This window comes from Flexivirga alba (assembly GCF_042661025.1).
In the GTDB taxonomy this organism is placed as follows: domain Bacteria; phylum Actinomycetota; class Actinomycetes; order Actinomycetales; family Dermatophilaceae; genus Flexivirga; species Flexivirga alba.
Genome location: NZ_JBHSWH010000001.1, coordinates 1,559,542 through 1,578,559, shown reverse-complemented (window position 1 = coordinate 1,578,559; position 19,018 = coordinate 1,559,542). Strand labels below are relative to the sequence as shown.

Below are 19,018 nucleotides of genomic sequence, written 5' to 3'. Positions count from 1 at the left end.
GAAGCGACGGAGTCAGGCGAGTCCGAGGTCTTCCAGGCCGTATGCCGTGAGATAGGCCACACCGTCGCCCTCGATCCGCTCACGCGCACCGGTCGACCGGTCGGCGATGACCGCGACCGCGACGACTTCGGCGCCGGCCTCACGCACGGCCGCGACCGCTTCGAGCGCGGAAGCACCTGTCGTGGAGGTGTCTTCGACCACGACGACGCGGCGGCCCTTGATGGACGGTCCCTCGATGCGCTGCTGCAGGCCGTGAGCCTTGCCCGCCTTACGTACGACGAACGCGTCGAGCGCGCGGCCTTGCGCGGCCGCGGCGTGCAACATCGCGGTGGCCACCGGGTCGGCTCCCATGGTGAGGCCACCGACCGCGTCATACGTGAGGTCAGCGGTGAGCTCGAGCATCACCTGACCGACCAGCGGGGCGGCGGCACCGCTGAGCGTGATGCGGCGCAGGTCGACGTAGTAGTCGGCCTCCTTGCCCGACGACAGGGTGACCTTGCCGCGAACGATCGCCTCGGCCTTGATGTGCTCCAACAATTCCTGCTTGGACACGGAGAACTCCTCGCTCAGGGAAATCGGATCGGGTTTCGGTGTCACTGCGGCCGGTGCCTGCGGCTGAGCTTGCCCATCCGGACGATCGGACGCGGCAGCACCCGCAACGCGGTCGCCGCCACTTTGTACTGCGGGCTCGGGATGGAGATGACCTTCCCGCGGTCGACATCGTCCAGACATTCCTTGACCAGCGAATCTGCCTGCAACCACATAAAGCCGGGGAGACCACCGTTTCCCTTGATGCCCGCCCGCTCGTGGAACTCGGTATGGGTGAAGCCCGGGCACAAGGCGGTTGCCGTCACACCACTGCCGCGCAGCTCGCTCGCCAGACCCTCGGTGAAGACCGTCACGTAGGACTTGGCGGCCGAGTAGGTGCCCGAGGCCATGAACCCGGCGACGGACGAGACATTGATGATCGCGCCGTATCCCCGATCGCGCATCGCCAGCGCAGCGGCGTGGGAGAGGACGTTCACGGCCCGCACGAGGACGGTGAGCATGTCCTCTTCATCACGAATCTCGTTACGCAGGAACGGCTTCTTCAACCCGTAACCGGCGTTGTTGACCAGCAGGTCGACCGGTCGCGACGCATCTGAGAGGCGGTCCGCGACCAGTTGGATGTCGAGGCGGTCGCTGAGGTCGGCGGGCAACACCTCGACCGACACCGAGTAGCGGTCCTCCAGCTGAGCCTTCAGTTGCTGCAGGCGCTCCTTGTTGCGCGCCACAACGATGAGGTCGTGGCCACGTTGGGCCAGCTGGGTCGCGAAGGTCTTACCGATGCCGGCGCTCGCGCCGGTGACAAGTGCGGTGGCCATGGACGAGGAGTCTAGGTGGACACCTGGTCGTCGAATTTCTCGCGGTGCGCGATGACCGCCGCGATGTGCCGCTCGGACCAGTCGCGGATGACGTCCAGCGGCTCCTGCAGCGACCGGCCGAGCTCGGTGAGCTCGTAGTCCACCCGCGGCGGGATCGTCGGGTATGCCGTGCGAGTGACCAGCCCGTCCCGGGCCAGCGCGCGCAAGGTCGCGGTGAGCACCTTGCCGGAGACGCCACCCACGCGATCCCGGAGAACCGTGAATCGCATCGGGCCGTCAGCCAGCGCGCCGATGACCAGGACGGTCCACTTGTCGCCGACCCGGTCCAACAGGACCCGGGTCGGGCATTCCGGGTCGTAGCCGTCGCCGATCCAGTCGGCTGGTGCAGACGTCATACGCACTCATCCCTCACGGTGGCCGAGGAGCGAGGGACGAGCGTCTCGAGGTCCCGCGGCTCCAGCTGTCTCCAGTTACCTTGAGGTATCAGGTTACCAAAGGTTACTGTCGGTGACGAACACCGAACGAGACACCAGGAGCAGACATGAAAATCGCAGTCATCGGCGCCAGCGGCATGGTCGGATCGCGCGTGGTATCGGAGTTGGCCGGCCGCGGTCACGACGTCACCGCCGTCACCCGTTCCGGCGCTGAGGTCGCCGGCGCGAAGACGAGCATGGCGGGAAACCTCGGCGATGCCGACTTCATCAGCAAGCTCGCCGCCGACCACGAAGTGCTCTTCTCCGCCACCGGCCCGAGCCGCACCGGCGAGGACCACCAGCTCTGGCTGGACGCGCTGCAGACCGCCGAAGCGAACGCCGGCGACTCCCGCCTCTTCGTCGTCGGCGGCGCCGGGTCGCTGCTGGTCGACGGCACCCGACTGGTCGACCAGCCCGACTTCCCGGAGGCCTACAAGGCCGAGTCGCTCAGCGCCGCTCAGGCGTTGGAGACGATCCGTCAGGCGCCCGAGTCGCTCGACTGGGTCTTCCTGTCCCCGGCACCGGAGATCGCCCCCGGCGAGCGGACCGGCACCTACCGCACCGCGGACGACACACCCGTCGGCGACAACATCTCCGCGGAAGACTTCGCGGTGGCCGTCGCCGACGAGATCGAGCAACCCAAGCATCGCCGGGCGCGGTTCACCGTCGCCAATTGAGCCGATCCCTCGTACTCGCCCCTTCGCCGACAGGCTCAGAAACATCTCGAGGGGCTCACTAAAATCACACCGGAACGGCCGTTTTTCTGAGCCTGTCGACGCTTTGGTGAGCCTCTCGACGATGGGGGCCTGGGCGGCGCGACAGCGGCGCGCAACGGAACCGTAGATTGGTCGGGTGCGTATTGCGACCTGGAACGTCAACTCCATACGCTCCCGTATCGACCGCGTCGTCGACGTGCTCGAACGCCACGACCTGGACGTGCTGCTGCTCCAGGAGACCAAGTGCCGCGACGACCAGTTCCCGACGATGCCGCTGGCGGCTGCCGGCTACGAGGTCGCGATGCACGGTCTCAACCAGTGGAACGGCGTCGCGATCGTCTCCCGGGTCGGGCTGGAGGACGTGAGCGTCGGATTCCCCGGTATGCCGGCGTTCGGCGAACCGCCGGTCGAGGAGGCCCGCGCGCTCGGTGCGACCTGCGGTGGAGTCCGGGTCTGGTCGCTGTATGTGCCGAACGGCCGCGAGGTGGGGCACCCGCACTACACCTACAAACTCGACTGGCTGGCCCGGCTGCGTGACAACGCGGCCGGCTGGCTGGCCGAGGACCCCCACGCCCAGATCCTGCTGGCCGGGGACTGGAACATCGCGCCGGTGGACGAAGACGTCTGGGACATCGCCTTCTTCGAGGGCAAGACCCACGTGACCGACCCCGAGCGGGCGGCCTTCCGTGCGGTCGTCGACGCCGGGTATGCCGACGTGGTCCGGCCGTTCACTCCCGGACCGGGCGCATACACCTACTGGGACTACACGCAATTGCGCTTCCCCAAGAAGCAGGGCATGCGCATCGACTTCGCACTGGCCTCCCCGCCCTGGCCGATCGGGTCACCGACGCATCGATCGACCGCGAAGAACGCAAGGGGAAGGGCGCCTCCGACCACGCCCCGGTGATCGTCACGCTCAGCGACTGACGGCATGGGTTCCCTCTGTCGGGACCGGGGCCTAGAGTGACCGGTAGGCAGCCGAAACTGGGGGAAACGCATGAGTCAGCACGACGGTCCGTCCGACGACGCGACGCAGCCGGTCCGGTTGCGGAAGGACGCCCAACCCGAGCACACCGAGCGCATTCCGACCACACCGGAGACCGAGCGTTTCCAGCGGCCACCGGAGCAGAGCTTCTACAACACGCCGCCTGGGCACTACGGGTCGCCGCCACCGGCACCAGCTCCGGTCCAGCAGCAGCAACCGCTGCCGCCGCAGGGTCCGCCAGGACCCCAGTACCCGATGCAGCCCTACGCACCTGTGCCGATGGGTGGGCCTCCGGCATACAACTCGGTGGTGATGACCGGGCGGCCGGGGCCGTCCGGCGTCGTCGTCGCGATCGCCTGGATTCTGGCGGTCTGCACCTTCTTCTACCTGCTGCCGTGGGCGATCGCCGCGACCCGCAACAAGTCCAACCAGGGCGGCATCTTCCTCGTCAACTTCTTCCTGGGCTGGTCGTTCGTCGGCTGGGTCATCGCGCTCGTGATGGCCTGCGGCACCGACCAACAGACCAATGTCGTGGTCGTCAACCAGTCGTCGCAGCAGCATTACTACCGCTGATCAGGACACACGCGGCGTTGCCCCAAGGCTGTGCCGACACGCCGAAGTAGCCTCGTCCGCATGAGTGTTCGCGTCGATCACGACCTGGTCATCGTCGGCTCCGGATTCTCCGGCATCGGTATGGCGATCGCGGCGAAGAACCGTGGCCGCGATTTCATCGTGCTGGAGAAGTCCGACGAGATCGGCGGCACCTGGCGCGACAACCGCTACCCCGGCTGCGAATGCGACGTGCCCAGCCACCTCTACTCGTTCTCGTTCGAGTTGAACCCCTACTGGTCCAAGGCCTACGCGACCGCCGACGAGATCCAGGACTACCTGCTCTACTGCGTCGAGAAATACAGCCTGCGCGAGCACATCCGCTTCGGCACCAGCGTCGAGCGGATGACGTATGACGAAGGCCTCGCCGCCTGGCACCTGACCGTCTCGACCGGCACCGGAGAGGTCCGCCAGTTGGTCGCCGGAGCAGTCGCGCTCGGGGTTGGCGCACTGCATGAGCCGGTGATCCCGCAGCTCCCCGGCCTCGAGTCCTTCCGCGGCGAATTGCTGCACACAGCGGCGTGGGACCCGGGCACGACCGTCGTCGGTAAGCGCGTCGGTGTCGTCGGCACCGGCTGCAGCGGGGTTCAGATCATCCCGCCGCTTGCCGAGGACGCCCGCCACCTCACGGTGTTCCAGCGCACGCCGGCCTGGGTGTTGCCGAAGGTCGACCCGGCATACCCGGACTGGCTGATCGACCAGTACGAAAAGCGCCCTTGGCTGATGAAGGCGCACCGGACGAAACTACGCGCAGCGGGCGACGTGCGGGTCGGTGCTTTCACCAAGCAGCCCGCCGCGCTGAAGGCAGCCTCGAAAGCCGCTGTGGCACATATGCGTTCGGCGATCAAAGACCCGCAACTGCGCGCGAAGCTGACGCCCGACTACACGATGGGCTGCAAGCGGGCGACGATGTCCAACAGCTACTACCCTGCGCTCGCCGCGGACAACGTGACTGTTGAGACGTCACCGATCAAGCAGGTCGACGCCGGCGGAGTGACGGCCGCTGACGGCACCGTCCATGAGCTCGACCTGCTGGTCTTCGCCACCGGCTTTGACGTCACCGGCTCCTACCGGCACCTGAACATCACCGGTCTGGGCGGGCACACGCTGGACACCGACTGGGCTGATGACATCCGGACCTATTACGGCGTCACCGCGCCCGGTTACCCGAACCTCTTCTTCCTGCTCGGACCCAATACCGTGCTCGGGCACACCTCGGTCGTGCTGATGATCGAGGCGCAGATCGGCCTGATCAGCAAGCTGCTCGACGAGCGCGACGAACGCGGCGCGACAGCGGTGCAGGTGCGCCCGCAGATCGTGCCGGCTCACATGAAGCGGCTGGACGAGCGCAGCGCAAAGTCGGTCTGGGAGTCCGGCGGCTGCACCAGCTGGTACCTCGACGACGAAGGCCGCAACCGCATGCTGTGGCCGGGCAGTGTCGGCGAATACGAGCGCAAACTGTCCCGACCGGAGTTGGTCGACTACGAATTCACCGGGTCAGTGTCGTGATCGGCGGCTGCATCGGGCACGCCGGCTACCCGCGTGCCGAGCAATAACGCCACCGCAGCGGCGAGCAGTGCGACCACCGCAGCACCGAGGAAGACGGTCTGCACCTGCAGGATGCCGGCATCGGTCACCTGGGCCTTGGTGGGGTTGGGCAACGACTGCACCCGCCCGTAGAAGCGATGCAGCCCGATCGCGGTCAGCAGCGCGAGCCCGACGACCATGCCGATCATCCGGGCCACCACGAGCAGTGACGAGGCCACGCCGTGCGCGGTCTGCGGGGCGTCGTGCAGCGCCGCGTCGTTGACCGGCGCGATCGCCAGCCCGACACCAAGACCGGCCAACGCCAGCATGACGGTGGGCAGCGGCCACGAGTCGAGGGCGTTGCCCTCCCAGGTGGACATCTGCAGCAGGGCCAGCCCGGTCACCAGCAGCCCCGGGGCAGCCACCACCGCGGGGCCGAACCGGCGCAGCAACCACCCGCCAGCCAGCGCACCGACCGGCACCGCGACGAGGAAGCGCAGCAACACCAGCGCCGCAGTGGTCTGTGAGTCGGTGATCGTGAGCCTGGCCAGCACGGGTATGTCGACGACGATCGCGACGATGGCCGTGCCGACACATCCCGAGACGACCAGGGCCGGCCGGACCCGCCCCACCACAACGCCCTTGGCAATCAACGGGTTTCGGGCAGCGCGGTGGCGCCATACATAAAGAGCGGCCGCGGCCACAGCGAGCGGCAACAGCCACCAGCCGAGCGGGCCGACGACCTGTTTTTCGGGGTTGGACGCCGCGAAGGTCAGCACCAGTGCGCCGAGCGCCACGGCGATCAACAGCGCGCCGATGACGTCGACGTTGCGCGCGATCGGCCCCCAGTAACGCACCGAGAGCGCAAGAAGAACAGCGAGCGCGATGAGCCCCCACACGCCGATCGGTGTCATCAGGTGGGCGGTGTGATTGCCATACGGGACGAACGGGCCGCCCCATTTGATCGAGGTGGTGAGCGAGTCGGGTGCCCACAGGGCCAGCCCGAGCATCACGACCGCGGCAAGCGCCGCGACGCCGGTGAGCACGTGCCACCACGACGGCAGCGGTGCTCCGACACGTTCACGTGTGCCGCGCTCACCACACGCCACGATGCACAGCGCGAGCACGACACCGGCCAAACCGTTGGCCCAGAAGATCATTCGCCAGTCGGAGACGGCCAGGATCAGTGCTCCGACCAACGGCCCGACGACGCTGCCGATCTCCTGGACCGCGCCGACCACGCCGAGCGGGGTGCCACGCTTGCCGACCGGCCAGAGGTCAGCGACCAGCGCGAGGGTTGCCGGCACGAGGCCGCCACCACCGACACCCTGCAGGAAACGGCCGGTGACCATGACCGGGAGCTCCGCGGAGATCGCCGTGACGGCCGAGCCGATGACGAAGAGCGCCAGGCACCACAACAAGATGCGCTGGCGGTCGATCAGATCGGCCAGGCGTCCGATCAGCGGCAAGACGGCGATGTAGCCCAGCAGGAAGCCGGAGATGATCGGTGTCGCCTTCTGCAGCGCGTCGACGCCGAGGCCGACGCCGTTCATCATGTCCTGCAGCGCCAACACCACGACATACGTGTCGGCCGCGGCGAGCGCGACCGCTATCGACGCGGTCGCGAGGAGGGCCTTGGCCCGCGACGAGGCGGGGTGCTCCACGTCAGGGCTTGGAGATTGCAACCTTCTGCCCGTACTGGGTGAACTCGACCGTGTATGACGTGTCATTGGCACCCTTGTAGAACTCCCCGGTCAGCTTGGCTGACCGCAATTCGCCCTTGTCGGTGATCAGGTAGACCGCGGCATAGGTCGTCCCGGCGTTGCCGAAGCTGAGGGTCTGCTTGATCGCGGCGCCGGGCAGCGTGCCGGTCACGGTCTGCACGATGTCCTTGCCGTCACGCTTCTTGTCGCCGAACTTCGGGGACTTCGTCGCGACCAGCAGCGTGGAGAACCCGCCGTTCCGAGCGAAGATCTGCGCGGGGTCCGGTGCGCCGAACTGCTTGGGGTCGAGAACGGCCATCTTCGGGTTGAGCGGGGTCTTCGCCCAGACCTTGCCGTCGACCGCGACGACCGGGACGCTTATCGTGCCGGCAGCCGGGATGCGCACCGCGATCGTGCCCTTGAAGGCCGGCGCGTGCGAGCCGTCGCCCTCACCGCTGACCAGGCCGTTCTCCGAGGCCGGAATCTTGTCCGACGTCAGCTTCAGGTGCACACCAGAAGTGTCATCGAGAGTCTTCTTGGCCAGCGCCAGCGTCGCCGCCGGGGTCGCCCCTGACGTGGTGCTTCCAGAGGTGTCCGAGCCGGACGCCTTCTTGCTGCCGCTGCTGCAGCCGGTCAACGCGAGGGTCGCGGCGATCGCGAGCGAGCTGGTGACGGTCAGGGTACGTCGCATGTGGAGCAACCTATCTTTCCCGAGAGGCTTCTGCGGAACTGACTTCCGAGAGTCGGTAGGGGTGGACTGCCATGTTGACGCATAAGTGCGCCCTTCGGTTCCCTGCTCACCGTCACAGTCGGGTCTCGGGGGAGAATGGTGCAATGTCCGGACTTCATGTGCACCGTGTGACGACCGATGATGGCGCGCGACTGGCGGCATACGTTCGCGAGCCCAGTGGTCCGGCGAGTCGCACTGCGGTGCTCGGGCACGGCTGGATCCTGGACCACCGGTCCTGGCTGCCGGTGCTGCGGACGCTTGATCCGTCGCTGCGCGTGGTGCTGTGGGACCAGCGCGGACACGGCGCCTCGACGCTCGCCGACGGCTCGCGGAAGGTCGGCCAGGAGTCGATCCGGCGCCTTGGTGCCGATCTGCGCGAGGTGCTCGCGCAGCTGACGCCGCAGGACGAGCAGGTCGTGCTCGGCGGGCACTCGATGGGCGGAATGACGATCCTCGCGTATGCCGGGCTGGCGCCGACCGAGTTCGCCGAGCGGGTGCGCGGTGTCGCGCTGGTGTCGACTGCCGCCGGCGGGCTGCGGGGTCCGGCCGGCCCGGCGAGCGCCAGGTGATGTCCGCAATGCGCCGCGTGCCGGTGCGCATCGGGCGCGGTATGACGGAGAAGGGCCATCGAGCCGCGGCATTCGGCCGTCACGCCGACCCGGCCGATGTCCACGACGCCACCGTGATCGCGCGCGGCACGCGAGTCAACGTCGTCGCCGGTTTCTACCAGGCGCTGATGGAGCACGACGAGGTGTCGTCATTGTCCGGTATGCAGAACGTGCCCGCCCAGGTGCTGGTCGGCAGCCGGGACCGGCTGACGCCGCCGAAGCTCGCGCAGCGCATCGCGGCCGGGCTGCCGCAAGCGGAGCTGCAGACCTTCGACGATCTCGGCCACATGCTTCCGTGGGAAGCCCCCGACCGCGTCGCAAAGGCGATCGAGGACCTCGCGCGATGACCGAACGCACCACGAGCCTCGGCCGGTCCGAGGTAGCCGGGGCGATGCGTGCCGAGGCCGACCGGCTGCTCGACTTCGCCCTCGCGTCGCGTGTCGAGCACGGTTTCGGCTGGTTGGACGAGTCCGGCCGAGTCACCGACCGGCCACTCGAGCTGTGGCTCACCTGCCGGATGACGCACGTCGCGGCGCTCGGGCTGCTCGGCGGACGTGCGGAATTCGCCGAGCTTGTCGACCACGGAGTGCACGCGTTGTCGGGCGCGTTCCACGACCTGACGCACGGTGGATGGTTCGCCTCGATCGATTCCGGCCAACCCGTCGACGACCGCAAACAGGCCTACCCGCATGCGTTCGTGCTGCTGGCCGCCAGCAGCGCCGTCGTTGCAGGGCGGCCGGGTGCGGCCGAGTTGCTCTCCCTTGCGCGGCAGGTCCACGAAGAACACTTCTGGGTGGGCTCGAAAAACCTTGTGCAGGAGAGCTTTTCCGCGGACTGGAGCAGCTCGGAGCCTTACCTCGGGGTCAACGCGACGATGCACACCGTCGAGGCGTTCCTCGCGGTGCACGACGTCACCGGCGAGCCGCACTACCTGGACCGTGCCGAGGCGATGACGCTTCAGGTTGCGCGTTGGGCGCGTGCTCGGGACTGGCGGATCCCGGAGCACTTCGACGAGGACGGTCGAGTGATGCCCGACTACAACCGGGAGCGGCCGGCGGATCCGTTCCGGCCGTTCGGTGCGACGGTCGGGCACGGCCTGGAGTGGTCACGCTTGGCGCTTTCGGTGCGAGCGAGCAGGATGCAGGCCTCTGCGTCATACAACGGGGATGAGCTGGTCACTGCCGCAACGGAACTCGCCGATCGTGCAGTTGCCGACGGCTGGGCGGTCGACGGTGCTGACGGGTTCGTCTACACGACCGATTGGGACGGACACCCGGTCGTCCGCGCCCGCATGCACTGGGTGGTGTGCGAGGCCATCGGGGCGGCATACGCACTGGGGTTGGTGACCGGCGAAAAGCGTTGGGGCGACTCGCTGCTCACCTGGTGGCGTTACGCCGAGCGCTACTTGATCGACACCGACCACGGCTCATGGCATCACGAGCTCGACGAGCACAACCTGGTCTCGCACGGCACGTGGGTGGGCAAGCCCGACGTCTACCACGCCCTGCAGATCTGCCTGTTCGTCGGCGATGCGCTCCCGCTCGCGCCGTCGTTCGCCACGGCCCTCGCTGAGCGCATGGCCACCGAGCGCGCGACCAGGTAGCCCCCTCTTTTCTAGACCCCTTTTGACCGACAGGACACCCGATAACCGAGAGGACAGCCGATTTGGCCCTTTTGAGGGTCAAATCGCCTGTCCTCTCGATGTTTCGGTGTCCTCTCGGTAATCAGGGGGCGGGTGTCGGCGATCAGGGGGCGGGTGTCGGCGATCAGGGGGCGGGTGTCGGCGATCAGGCGGCGGGGGTCGGCGCCTGGGCCGGCTGGACGTCGAGGCCGTCGCCGTCGGCGGACTTGTCGATGGTGACGGTCTGGCCGTCACGCACCTCGCCACCGAGCAGCGCCTTGGCCAGCCGGTCGCCGATCTGCTTCTGCACCAACCGGCGCAGTGGACGCGCGCCGTATGCCGGGTCGAACCCCTCGTCGGCCAGCCACTGCTTGGCGGCCGGGGTGACCGACAGTGTGATCCGCCGATCCGCGAGCCGCATCGCGATCGCGTCGACCTGCAGGTCGACGATCCGGGTCAGCTCCTCCTTGGTCAGCGCCTCGAAGATGATGACCTCGTCGAGCCGGTTGATGAACTCCGGCTTGAACGACTTGCGCACGGTGCTCATCACCGAGTCCTGCTTCTGCTTCAGGTCCAGCGTCGGGTCGACGAGGAACTGCGAGCCCAGGTTGGAAGTCATGATCAGGATGACGTTGCGGAAGTCGACCGTGCGGCCCTGCCCGTCGGTCAGCCGCCCGTCGTCGAGCACCTGCAGGAGTATGTCGAAAGTCTCCGGGTGCGCCTTCTCGACCTCGTCGAGCAGCACGACCGAATACGGGCGCCGACGCACGGCTTCGGTGAGCTGGCCGCCCTCTTCGTAGCCGACGTAGCCGGGAGGCGAGCCGATCAGCCGGGCGACCGCGTGCCGCTCGGAGTACTCCGACATGTCGATGCGTATGACGGCGCGCGGGTCGTCGAAGAGGAAGTCCGCAACAGCCTTGGCCAGCTCGGTCTTGCCGACACCAGTCGGACCGAGGAAGAGGAACGAGCCCGAAGGACGGTCGGGGTCGGAGACTCCGGCACGGCTACGCCGCACGGCGTCCGAGACCGCTTGCACGGCGCTCTTCTGGCCGATCACATGCTCGCCGATCCAGTCCTCCATGCGCAGCAGCTTCTCGGTCTCACCCTCGAGCAACCGCCCAGCGGGTATGCCGGTCCAGGCCGAAATGACGTCCGCGATGTCGTCGGGTCCGACTTCTTCCTTGACCATCGGAGCCTCCCCACCCGCGGTCGAGCTGGTCGACTCGGCAGCCTGAGCCTCCTCGAGTTGCTTCTCCAGCGCAGGGAGTTCGCCATACAGGATCTTGGAGGCGCCGGCGTAATCGCCGTCTCGCTGCAGGCGATCCGCGTGCGTGCGCAGCTCGTCGATCTCGCTCTTGAGGTCACCGACCTTGTTGAGCCCGGCCTTTTCCTGCTCCCAACGCGCGGTGAGCGCGCTCAGCTCCTCCTGCTTGTCCGCCATGTCGGAACGCAGCTTGGCGAGCCGGTCCTTGGACGCGGCGTCGGTCTCGGACTCGAGGTGCAACTCCTCCATCTTCAGCCGGTCGACCGAGCGGCGCAGCTCATCGATCTCGACCGGCGAGGAGTCGATCTCCATCCGCAGCCGGGACGCGGACTCGTCGATCAGGTCGATCGCCTTGTCCGGCAGCTGGCGGGCGGTGATATAGCGGTCCGACAGCGACGCCGCAGCCACGACCGCGGCATCCGAGATCGCGACCTTGTGGTGCGCCTCGTAGCGTTCCTTGAGCCCACGGAGTATGGCGATGGTGTCCTCGACGGAAGGCTCACCGACATACACCTGCTGGAACCTGCGCTCCAGCGCCGGATCCTTCTCGATGTGCTCGCGGTACTCATCCAGCGTCGTCGCGCCGACCAGCCGCAGCTCGCCGCGGGCCAGCATCGGCTTGAGCATGTTGCCGGCATCCATCGAGGAGTCGCCGCCGGCGCCCGCACCGACGACGGTGTGCAACTCGTCGATGAAGGTGACGACCTCGCCGTCGGAGCCCTTGATCTCCTCGAGCACGGCCTTGAGCCGCTCCTCGAACTCACCGCGGAACTTCGCACCGGCGACCATCGTGGCCAGGTCGAGCGAGATCAATCGCTTGTCGCGCAACGATTCCGGGACATCGCCGGCGACGATCCGCTGGGCGAGCCCTTCGACGACGGCGGTCTTGCCGACGCCGGGTTCGCCGATCAGCACCGGGTTGTTCTTGGTGCGCCGCGACAGGACCTGCACGACGCGCCGGATCTCGGCGTCGCGACCGATGACGGGGTCGAGCTTGCCCTCGCGCGCCGCGTTGGTCAGGTCGGTGCCGTACTTCTCGAGTGCGTCGAAGCTGCCCTCGGGCTCGGGGCTGGTCACCTTGCGGCCACCGCGCGTCTGTGGGATGGCCGCGGCCAAAGCCTCTGCGTTCAAACCGAATTCACCGGTCTGGGCGAGTGCGAGCAAGAGGTGGTCGGTAGACACGAAGGTGTCGCCCATCGACTCCATGGCCTGGCGACCCTGCTCGAGCACGTTGGCGAAGGTGCGCGACATCGTCGGCTGAGCAACGGACGCCCCTTGTGTCGCGGGAAGCGAGCGCAGCGCCTGCTCGGCGGTCGCGCGGGCCGCCTGGGCAGTGGTGCCGACCGCTTCGAGCAGCGGGCCGGTGGTCGTGTCGGTCTGGTCGGTCAGCGCGAGCAGCAGGTGCGCCGGCTCCACCTGCGGGTTGCCCGCGGTAGTCGCAAGCTGCACCGCATTGGAAACAGCCTCTTGCGCCTTGGTGGTCAGCTGTAGAGCCACGTTGGTTGGTCCTCCCTGGTCGGGTACGTCGTCAGTTCTAGCGGTATGCCGCACTGCTCCGGTTCCAGCTTTCCGCGACAGGTGGAACCGGGCAAGCGCGGCATACGTCTCCCTTCGTCCAACGAGAGCAAAGTTGAGTCTATTCCGCTCAACTTTGCCGCGTACCGATTTCGCCAATTCGTCAGCCCGGAGTCACCCATCGACCACCCGCCGACGCAATGATGGACGAACGTCCAAGTGACCTGAGGAGCGAGATGACTTCCATTCGACGCCGGACCCTCCTGGGCGGCGGCATCGGCGCGGCCGCCGCAATCACACTCGGCACCCGCCCGGCCCGAGCGGCCGATGCCGACCTCATCTCGTGGAGTCGGCGCGCCATGCTCGGCGAGGGCACGACGCTCGAAGCTGCCGCCGCACCCGCGAGGTCGAGTGGATACACCCGGCTGACGTCGGGTCCGGGTTACCCGTTGACCGTGCGCACCGATCTGTGTCCGGCGCAGGCGAAGCGGGACGACACTCGGACCGCCCAGGCATCGATCGTGCAGTTCACCGACGTTCACGTCGTCGACGCACAGTCACCGGTCCGATTCGAGTGGCTGCACGAGATCACCGGTTCGGCATTCCGCCCGCACGAGGCGCTCGGCACGCAGGGCGGCGCGCAGCTCGTGCGACGGGTCAACGAGGTCGGCAAGGGGCCGTTCAGCGGCCGAGCATTCGACTGCGTGGTGACGACGGGCGACAGCTCCGACAATCACGAGAACGTCGAGCTCGACTGGTTCTTGGCGATGATGAGCGGCGGCGCCATCACCGCGAACACCGGCTCGCCCACGAAGTGGGAGGGGTCCAGAACGCCGGCGACAGCCTCTACTACCTGCCGGAATCCACTGCGTCCGACATGTACAAGAAGGTCGGATTTCCCACGCTCCCAGACTTTTTCGAGCGTGCGATCACGCCGCACACCAGCGAGGGACTGAAGACGAAGTGGTTCAGCGTCTTCGGCAACCACGATGACTCCATCGAGGGCACGCTGCCCTCCAGCACTCCGGTCCTGGCCGAGATGTACACCGGCAGTTTCAAATTCACCGGTTTCGACAACACCAGCGCCAATCTCGCACTGCGCCGATCGTCGATCGGCGGGCAGTCCGCCATACCGAAGGCGTCGTCGCTCACCCAGTCGCGCTGGGAGGTCACACGTGACGAGCGGCGGGCGACGTTCACGCCCCGAGAGTTCATGGCCGCGCACCTGGACCCGAAGGTCGACGGGCCCGGACCGCACGGGCACGGGTTCACCGCCGATGCGATCGCCGACGGCATCGGCTACTACAGCTTCCAGATCGCGCCGGGTGTCGTTGGCATCTCGATGGATTCGACCAACCGGGCCGGCTTCACCGACGGTTCGATCGGGGACGAGCAGTTCCGCTGGATCAAGCGCACCATCGAGGCATCGTCCAACCGCTACTACGACGGCTGGGGCATCGAGCATCGCACGGAACACCCGGATCAGCTCTTCGTGCTCTTCAGCCACCACACCAGTGACAGCATGAACAATCTGCTGCTCGCACCCGACACGCTCGAAATCCGGCACAGCGGCTCGGAATTGGTCAGCACGCTGCAGCGCTATCCGAACGTCGTGGCCTGGGTGAACGCCACACGCACGACAACAAGATCACGCCGCACCACCACAACGATCCGACGCGCTCCTTCTGGGAGATCAACACCGCGTCACACGTCGACTTCCCGCAGCATGCTCGCATCATCGACGTGTGCGACAACGCCGACGGCACTCTGTCGCTCTTCACGACGCTGATCGAGTCGGCCGCGCCATACCAGGCGTCATACGACGACAGCTCGCCTGCGGCACTTGCCTCGCTCTATCGAGAGCTGTCCTACAACGACATTCACCGCGATCCGAACCGGATGGGCAGCGACGCCGACCGCAACACCGAGCTGCTGCTGAAGAACCCAATGGCCTAGTGCAGTGAGTCAGAAATAGAGCAGGTACGGATGTGGGCAAAGTTGCTGGTCAGGCGCGAAGCGACTGTCCAACAACTTTGCACGCACCGCACTAGTGCCACATGAAGAACGTCCCCTGACCGATGGTCAGGGGACGTTCGCCGGACAGTGGGTCGGCATGGCGCTCAGTAGTGGCGGCTGAGCCACGGGGTCTGCTTCTCGATCAGCGTCTCCTGGGCGTTCTGCTGGTCACGCCAGAAGGCCCGAAGCTTGCCGGCGAAGCCGAGCGATGTCCGGCCGTGTCCGTGCCGTTGGTGGGTCGTCTTGTTCAGTGCTTGTGTTGTGTTCATGGGTTCCATTCTGGATGACTTAACTGTTCAGCACAAGCTGGGATTTCTTCATAATGCTTAAGTCTTGCTGTAGTATCGGAACATGCTCGACATACACCGTTTGAGGGTCTTTCGATCCGTCGTCGCCAGTGGCTCCGTGCAGGGCGCCGCGACCCATCTCGGCTACACGCCGTCCGCCGTCAGCCAGCACATCAATCAGTTGCAGCGCGAGACCGGGCTGACGCTTTTCGAGAAGGCGGGCCGCGGGATCTCTCCCACACCTACCGGGCGTCTACTGGCACAACAGAGCGACGACGCCATGGGCGCGCTCGCCCGACTGGACAACGTCGTGACTGACCTGCGCCAGGGTCGCACCGGCAGCTTGTCGATCGCCTGCTTCTCGTCGGCCGGCGAGGAATGGGTGCCGAGACTGGTCGCGAAACTGCAGCGGGAGTTCAAGAACGTGTTGATCACTGTCGACCTCAACGAGCACACTGAGGCTGCGCGAGCCGAGTGCGATCTCGACATCCGCACCGAGGATCTGAGCGAAAAGCCTTCTCACATCAAGGGATACACACGGCACGAGCTGACCACCGAGCCGTATGTCGTCGTCCTTCCCGCCAAGCATCCCCTCGCGGACCGCGACGAGATCGCGATGACCGACCTGGCCGACGACCCTTGGGTGGACGACAGCAACCAGGATCAGACGTGCGGCCGCATCCTCCGACGCGCCATCGACAAGTCCGGTATGTCACCGCGCACGGTCGCGGAGTGCCAGGACCACCACACGAGCTTCGCGCTGGTCGCAGCGGGCATCGGCGTGACGCTCGCGCCGCTGCTCACCCTCGGTTCGCTGCCCCGGAAGGCGCGTGCGGTGCCGTTGTCCTCCCCGGAGATCCGCCGTGGTATCTCCGTGCACGTGCGTGATGCTGCAGCCGGTAGTCCCGTCACCCGTCGGGCGCTGGAGTTGCTGCACGAGATCGCGCCCGACGACGAGCGATGACTAGCCGGTCGACGAGGCGAAGATCCACTCGGTCGAGGTCTCGACGATCTCGAAGCCGAGCTCGACGTTGATGGAGACCATGTGCTCGTTGGTGTCCGCATTCATCGTCCGGATGAAGGGGCGACCGGGGTAATCACGCTGCAACCGCTGGAGATTCGCGACCTTGACGGCAGTGCCGAGACGGTGGCCGCGATGTTCGCGATGGACATAGGTGCCTTCTTGCACGACCGGATCCATCGTGTCATCGAAGACCAGATCCGTCTGTGCAGCTACCGCACCGGACGTTTCGTCAATCGCGAGTGACGACAACCGAATTCGTCCTTGCTCGGCCTCACGCGCGTAGATGCGGCGCAACCGATCGGGCGTCACCTCCTCCGGCTCGAAATCGACGTCTCCGGAAGGCGCATCCACCGCCAGCATGCGCATCAGCTCGGCCAGCCCGGCCAGCAACTCGTCAGGGACCCGACCGACATACGTCTCGATGCGGTACCCGTCACGCCGTGCATTACTGGCAGCGGCAAGGTCGGCCAGTTTCTCCGCGGGCACAGGCAGTTCGAGATGCCGGGTCGGCTCACGCCACGCCGGAAGGAACCCCTGAGACCTGGCGAACCGCGCGTACTCGTGGTCATCGGCGCCCTCACCCGGAGCAAAGGTTTCGACGAAGAGCGCCGACCTGCCGAGCTCCCCGACGCGAGCCTTCGCGTGCCGCACCAGGGCAGCCCCGACGCCCCGCCGTCGATGCTCGGGTGCGACGTCAATGTCGGCATACACCTTCTCGAGGTTGTCCTGCGTGGGGACGAACAACAGACTCGTGCCGACGCAAGCGCCGTCGCGGAAGAACCCGTAGAGCTCCTGGCGCTCCTCCGGATCGGGCTGCCGCATACCGATCAGCCAGGACTTGTATGACGGTGGTGTGAACCAGGGCCGCGCAACACTCTTCGCGGCGACCCCGACATCGAAGACCTGGCGCATGGCGTCGTCGTCGGCAGGATCGATGAGTCGGATCACCCGACTCAGGCTACGGAACCCGGTGAGGCGTACACCACCGAATATTGAGTCGCCGCAAACGCCCACGACGGCAACGGTCGTGGGCGTTTCGTGTCCATCGAGGTCAGCGCTTGCGCCATACGACGAGGGCGCGCTCGGCCCGCACCGGCGTGACGCGCTCGCCCGGGCGCAGCGGCGTGATCTGACCGTCCGGGGCTGCCGCGAAGACGCGGCCCATGCCCTTGCTGCGCTCGCGGGCCAGCTCCTCGGACAGCTCGCGAACGCGCGACCGGAGTGCGCCGACCTGGTCCTCGAGCTCCAGGATCCGGCGGATGCCGGCGAGCGAGACGCCCTCCTCCTGGGAGAGTCGCTGCACTTCCCGCAGGACGTCCAGGTCGTCCATCGAGTAGCGACGCCCGCCGCCCCTGGTGCGGGACGGCGTCACGAGGCCCAATCTGTCGTATTGGCGCAGGGTTTGAGCATGTATGCCGGCAAGCTGCGCCGCCGCGGAGATCGCGTAGATCGGCGCGTCGCCCGGCGGCGGCGCCGCGCCTCGCCACGACGAGCGGACCATCACTGGGCAGCTTTCGCGCTCAGTTCGGCTCGCGGGTCGACGCCGTCGGCGCGCTCCTGCTCCGCGATCGCCTCGACCGCTTTCTTCGTCTCCCCGGACAGCTTCTCCGGCACGATGATCTGCACGATCGCGATCAGGTCACCGGCGCCGCTCTTGGCCTGGATGCCCTGGCCCTTGACGCGCAGCTTGCGACCGGACGGCGTGCCCGCCTTGATCTTGACCTTGACGCTCTTGCCACTCAGTGTCGGCACTGCGACGGTGGCTCCCAACGCGGCCTCGGCGAAGGTCACCGGCAGGTCGACCGTGAGGTTGTTGCCCTCGCGGCGGAACACCGGGTGTGACTGCACCGTGATGTGCAGCAGCAGGTCGCCGGGCTGCCCGCCATTGGGGCTGGGCTGCCCCTTGCCGCGCAACCGGATCGTCTGACCGTCCCTGACACCAGCGGGAATTCGCGTTTTGATCGTCTGCCCGTCGGCGGCCTGCAGGGCGATGGTCTCGCCGGCCGCAGCGTCCCGGAAGCTCAGCGTGGTGCGCGCCTCGAGGTCGGCGCCCTTGCGGGGACCGGCCTGGTAGCCGCCATACGGCGACCCGTAGCCGCCGCCACCGCCGAACTGGCCGAGGATGTCGTCGAGGTTGATCTGCTCGCCCCGGCCGCCGGTGGGGAACCGGACGTTCTGCCCACCGCCGCCTCCGCCGAACATCGAACCGAAGAGGTCCTCGAACCCGGCGCCGCCGCCGGCACCGCCCGGTCCGCCGGCGGTGAAACGAGCACCGCCACCGACCATCTGGCGCAGCTGGTCGTACTCCTGGCGCTTGGCCGGGTCGGCGAGGACGGAGTTGGCCTCGCCGATGTCCTTGAACTTCTGCTCCGCTGCCGTGTCACCAGGGTTCTGGTCCGGGTGCCACTTACGGGCGAGCTTGCGGTAGGCCTTCTTGATCTCGTCGTCGGTCGCCTCCTGGGAGACGCCGAGGATCTTGTAGAAGTCCTTTTCGAGCCAATCCTGACTAGCCATCAATCACTCCAGTACGTCGAAAGTTGCCTCACCGAGCGGGGATTCGCGATGAACCCCCGCTC

The 19,018-nt window shown here is 67.0% G+C and carries 19 protein-coding genes and 1 pseudogene; 10 read left to right on the top strand and 10 right to left on the bottom strand.

From position 1 onward, the window contains the following. Positions 1-12: 12 nt before the first annotated feature. From pyrE to ACFQDH_RS07650, 3 genes are read right to left on the bottom strand one after another with little or no spacing between them, the layout of a single operon-like run. Positions 13-552 (bottom strand): orotate phosphoribosyltransferase, encoded by a 540-nt coding sequence (pyrE, locus tag ACFQDH_RS07660; protein ID WP_382400020.1) that lies wholly within the window; start codon positions 550-552, stop codon positions 13-15. A gap of 41 nt (positions 553-593) precedes the next feature. Next, on the bottom strand, positions 594-1,364 hold the full coding sequence (locus tag ACFQDH_RS07655) for an SDR family NAD(P)-dependent oxidoreductase (protein ID WP_382400018.1): 771 nt from the start codon (positions 1,362-1,364) through the stop codon (positions 594-596). 11 nt (positions 1,365-1,375) lie between these two features. Then, positions 1,376-1,759 (bottom strand): winged helix-turn-helix transcriptional regulator, encoded by a 384-nt coding sequence (locus ACFQDH_RS07650; RefSeq protein ID WP_382400016.1) that lies wholly within the window; start codon positions 1,757-1,759, stop codon positions 1,376-1,378. A gap of 146 nt (positions 1,760-1,905) precedes the next feature. Between ACFQDH_RS07650 and ACFQDH_RS07645 the strand changes: the two genes are divergently transcribed. The 4 genes and pseudogenes from ACFQDH_RS07645 to ACFQDH_RS07630 all read left to right on the top strand — a co-directional run bounded on the left by ACFQDH_RS07645 (position 1,906) and on the right by ACFQDH_RS07630 (position 5,656). Continuing rightward, positions 1,906-2,514 (top strand): NAD(P)-dependent oxidoreductase, encoded by a 609-nt coding sequence (locus ACFQDH_RS07645; RefSeq protein WP_382400014.1) that lies wholly within the window; start codon positions 1,906-1,908, stop codon positions 2,512-2,514. 175 nt (positions 2,515-2,689) lie between these two features. Next, positions 2,690-3,480 (top strand): annotated as a pseudogene (locus ACFQDH_RS07640) (exodeoxyribonuclease III). Between the two features lie 70 nt (positions 3,481-3,550). Continuing rightward, positions 3,551-4,111: a superinfection immunity protein gene (locus ACFQDH_RS07635; protein ID WP_382400012.1), complete on the top strand. Its 561-nt coding sequence runs from the start codon at positions 3,551-3,553 to the stop codon at positions 4,109-4,111. 60 nt (positions 4,112-4,171) lie between these two features. Beyond that, a complete protein-coding gene (locus tag ACFQDH_RS07630) occupies positions 4,172-5,656 on the top strand; it encodes a flavin-containing monooxygenase (protein ID WP_382400010.1) in 1,485 nt (494 codons plus the stop codon). Here ACFQDH_RS07630 and ACFQDH_RS07625 read toward each other — a convergent pair. Together ACFQDH_RS07625 and ACFQDH_RS07620 are read right to left on the bottom strand one after the other, a co-directional pair. Then, a complete protein-coding gene (locus ACFQDH_RS07625; RefSeq protein ID WP_382400008.1) occupies positions 5,629-7,338 on the bottom strand; it encodes an MFS transporter in 1,710 nt (569 codons plus the stop codon). The two genes, ACFQDH_RS07630 and ACFQDH_RS07625, sit on opposite strands and share 28 nt — an antisense overlap. 1 nt (position 7,339) lies before the next feature. Continuing rightward, positions 7,340-8,068, bottom strand: coding sequence for an LppX_LprAFG lipoprotein (locus ACFQDH_RS07620; RefSeq protein WP_382400006.1), 729 nt, complete (start codon positions 8,066-8,068; stop codon positions 7,340-7,342). Positions 8,069-8,235: 167 nt separating this feature from the next. Here ACFQDH_RS07620 and ACFQDH_RS07615 point away from each other — a divergent pair, with 167 nt between their 5' ends. The 3 genes from ACFQDH_RS07615 to ACFQDH_RS07605 are packed head-to-tail and all read left to right on the top strand — an operon-like array spanning position 8,236 to position 10,318. Continuing rightward, entirely contained in the window at positions 8,236-8,676 is a 441-nt protein-coding gene (locus ACFQDH_RS07615) for an alpha/beta fold hydrolase (protein ID WP_382400004.1), read from the top strand. An 8-nt stretch (positions 8,677-8,684) separates the two neighbouring features. Next, positions 8,685-9,062: an alpha/beta fold hydrolase gene (locus tag ACFQDH_RS07610; RefSeq protein ID WP_382400002.1), complete on the top strand. Its 378-nt coding sequence runs from the start codon at positions 8,685-8,687 to the stop codon at positions 9,060-9,062. After that, positions 9,059-10,318, top strand: a complete 1,260-nt coding sequence (locus ACFQDH_RS07605) for an AGE family epimerase/isomerase (RefSeq protein WP_382400000.1) — start codon at positions 9,059-9,061, stop codon at positions 10,316-10,318. Before ACFQDH_RS07610 ends, ACFQDH_RS07605 begins: the two co-directional genes overlap by 4 nt. Positions 10,319-10,502: 184 nt before the next feature. Here the strand turns inward: ACFQDH_RS07605 and clpB are convergent, their stop codons facing one another. After that, the gene (gene clpB / locus ACFQDH_RS07600) at positions 10,503-13,097 is read right to left on the bottom strand and encodes an ATP-dependent chaperone ClpB (RefSeq protein ID WP_382399998.1); all 2,595 of its coding nucleotides are present in this window, start codon (positions 13,095-13,097) and stop codon (positions 10,503-10,505) included. Between the two features lie 832 nt (positions 13,098-13,929). On the opposite strand from clpB, the gene ACFQDH_RS07595 reads away from it, so the two are divergent. Together ACFQDH_RS07595 and ACFQDH_RS07590 are read left to right on the top strand one after the other, a co-directional pair. Beyond that, complete coding sequence (locus ACFQDH_RS07595) at positions 13,930-14,904, top strand: metallophosphoesterase family protein (protein ID WP_382399996.1); 975 nt, start codon at positions 13,930-13,932, stop codon at positions 14,902-14,904. Beyond that, positions 14,859-15,071, top strand: a complete 213-nt coding sequence (locus ACFQDH_RS07590) for a hypothetical protein (protein ID WP_382399994.1) — start codon at positions 14,859-14,861, stop codon at positions 15,069-15,071. Before ACFQDH_RS07595 ends, ACFQDH_RS07590 begins: the two co-directional genes overlap by 46 nt. 164 nt (positions 15,072-15,235) lie before the next feature. Here the strand turns inward: ACFQDH_RS07590 and ACFQDH_RS07585 are convergent, their stop codons facing one another. Next, complete coding sequence (locus tag ACFQDH_RS07585; RefSeq protein ID WP_382399992.1) at positions 15,236-15,400, bottom strand: hypothetical protein; 165 nt, start codon at positions 15,398-15,400, stop codon at positions 15,236-15,238. A gap of 82 nt (positions 15,401-15,482) precedes the next feature. Here ACFQDH_RS07585 and ACFQDH_RS07580 point away from each other — a divergent pair, with 82 nt between their 5' ends. Then, complete coding sequence (locus ACFQDH_RS07580) at positions 15,483-16,382, top strand: LysR family transcriptional regulator (RefSeq protein WP_382399990.1); 900 nt, start codon at positions 15,483-15,485, stop codon at positions 16,380-16,382. Here ACFQDH_RS07580 and ACFQDH_RS07575 read toward each other — a convergent pair whose 3' ends face one another. The 3 genes from ACFQDH_RS07575 to ACFQDH_RS07565 form a co-directional block, all read right to left on the bottom strand. Next, positions 16,383-17,390 (bottom strand): GNAT family N-acetyltransferase, encoded by a 1,008-nt coding sequence (locus tag ACFQDH_RS07575; protein ID WP_382399988.1) that lies wholly within the window; start codon positions 17,388-17,390, stop codon positions 16,383-16,385. 103 nt (positions 17,391-17,493) lie between these two features. After that, positions 17,494-17,943: a heat shock protein transcriptional repressor HspR gene (locus tag ACFQDH_RS07570; protein ID WP_382399986.1), complete on the bottom strand. Its 450-nt coding sequence runs from the start codon at positions 17,941-17,943 to the stop codon at positions 17,494-17,496. Continuing rightward, a complete protein-coding gene (locus ACFQDH_RS07565) occupies positions 17,943-18,956 on the bottom strand; it encodes a DnaJ C-terminal domain-containing protein (RefSeq protein WP_382399984.1) in 1,014 nt (337 codons plus the stop codon). The genes ACFQDH_RS07570 and ACFQDH_RS07565 overlap by 1 nt, the downstream gene beginning before the upstream one ends. Positions 18,957-19,018 lie beyond the last annotated feature (62 nt).

What these genes read in the sequence shown, in the direction of transcription:
- ACFQDH_RS07630 (WP_382400010.1), top strand. Translation starts at nt 4,172, where the DNA reads ATGAGTGTTCGCGTCGATCACGACCTGGTCATCGTCGGCTCCGGATTC.
- ACFQDH_RS07655 (WP_382400018.1), bottom strand. Translation starts at nt 1,364, where the DNA reads ATGGCCACCGCACTTGTCACCGGCGCGAGCGCCGGCATCGGTAAGACC.
- ACFQDH_RS07585 (WP_382399992.1), bottom strand. Translation starts at nt 15,400, where the DNA reads ATGAACACAACACAAGCACTGAACAAGACGACCCACCAACGGCACGGA.
- ACFQDH_RS07620 (WP_382400006.1), bottom strand. Translation starts at nt 8,068, where the DNA reads ATGCGACGTACCCTGACCGTCACCAGCTCGCTCGCGATCGCCGCGACC.
- ACFQDH_RS07570 (WP_382399986.1), bottom strand. Translation starts at nt 17,943, where the DNA reads ATGGTCCGCTCGTCGTGGCGAGGCGCGGCGCCGCCGCCGGGCGACGCG.
- ACFQDH_RS07650 (WP_382400016.1), bottom strand. Translation starts at nt 1,759, where the DNA reads ATGACGTCTGCACCAGCCGACTGGATCGGCGACGGCTACGACCCGGAA.
- ACFQDH_RS07565 (WP_382399984.1), bottom strand. Translation starts at nt 18,956, where the DNA reads ATGGCTAGTCAGGATTGGCTCGAAAAGGACTTCTACAAGATCCTCGGC.
- ACFQDH_RS07645 (WP_382400014.1), top strand. Translation starts at nt 1,906, where the DNA reads ATGAAAATCGCAGTCATCGGCGCCAGCGGCATGGTCGGATCGCGCGTG.
- ACFQDH_RS07605 (WP_382400000.1), top strand. Translation starts at nt 9,059, where the DNA reads ATGACCGAACGCACCACGAGCCTCGGCCGGTCCGAGGTAGCCGGGGCG.
- ACFQDH_RS07610 (WP_382400002.1), top strand. Translation starts at nt 8,685, where the DNA reads ATGCGCCGCGTGCCGGTGCGCATCGGGCGCGGTATGACGGAGAAGGGC.
- ACFQDH_RS07635 (WP_382400012.1), top strand. Translation starts at nt 3,551, where the DNA reads ATGAGTCAGCACGACGGTCCGTCCGACGACGCGACGCAGCCGGTCCGG.
- ACFQDH_RS07580 (WP_382399990.1), top strand. Translation starts at nt 15,483, where the DNA reads ATGCTCGACATACACCGTTTGAGGGTCTTTCGATCCGTCGTCGCCAGT.